This is a genomic window from Dietzia sp. UBA5065, assembly GCA_002415925.1.
Taxonomy (GTDB): Bacteria; Actinomycetota; Actinomycetes; order Mycobacteriales; family Mycobacteriaceae; genus Dietzia.
This window is the reverse complement of record DIAZ01000146.1, coordinates 1-865: the sequence shown is the minus strand read 5'-3', so window position 1 is coordinate 865 and position 865 is coordinate 1. Positions and strand designations below refer to the sequence as shown.

The window sequence follows — 865 nt, the reverse complement described above, 5'->3', positions numbered from 1 at the left end:
TAAGGGTCGACGGGAAGGACAGCATCGGCGCGCCCCGCATCACCCACCGCGAGCCGCCGATGACATCGCCGAGGATGGCGCCGCGCGCGACCACCTCGTCGAGCAGACCCGGCAGCAGCGCCTCCATCGCCCGGCTGCCGCTGACGAGCAGACCGTGGGTATGCCGCGACTGCGGGACGCCTCGACGCGGCGAGGTCAGCTCCTCATCGAGCGGGTCCCGGTCGACAAGGACCACGTCGGTATGCCGGCTGAGGGCGGCGGCGGTGAGCAGTCCGGCCAGGCTCGCGCCGAGGATGACGACGCGGGGGCGGGCGGAGGGGCGAGCTGGATGGGTGGCGGACTGAGGCATCGTGGTGGTCCCGTCGTGTGGGGGTGGATACACCTCAGGTTCGTCCGAGCGGGCCGGGCGGTTCATGGCCCGCCCGTGCTCAGGATGCGCGCGCCGTGGTTGGCTGTCCCCTGTGCCTGAGCCGGTGTCGACCGTCGTCCTTCTCGAAGGCGCCAGCGATGTGGCCGCCGTCCGGGCTCTGGCGGGGGCTCGAGGTGCGGACCTCTCCCGGGTGCAGCTGGTCGACCTCGGCGGTGTCACCAATGTCCGGCGCGGTCTGCATCGGGCGCTCGCCGACCGGCCGGGCGCGGCCGTCCTCGGGCTCTGCGACGCCGGTGAGGTGCGCTTCGTCGAGCGGGCCCTGGCCGAGATCGGGTTCGCGGTCCGGGATGCGAGCGACCTGCCGGCATACGGCTTCTTCGTCTGCCAGGCCGACCTCGAGGACGAGCTGATCCGCGCGCTGGGGCCGGCCCGCACCATCGAGGTGATCGACCGGCTGGGACTGGGCCCCAAGCTCGCCGCGCTGCAGCAGCAGCC

At 73.2% G+C, this 865-nt stretch carries 1 protein-coding gene and 1 pseudogene; one reads left to right on the top strand and one right to left on the bottom strand.

What is annotated here, in order from left to right:
• Positions 1–349 (bottom strand): annotated as a pseudogene (locus B4M60_RS12090) (hypothetical protein); the annotation flags it as partial.
• A 211-nt stretch (positions 350–560) separates the two neighbouring features.
• On the opposite strand from B4M60_RS12090, the gene B4M60_RS12085 reads away from it, so the two are divergent.
• Positions 561–865, top strand: a 305-nt coding sequence (locus tag B4M60_RS12085) for a hypothetical protein (protein ID WP_291084234.1), incomplete at its 3' end; no start/stop codon positions are given.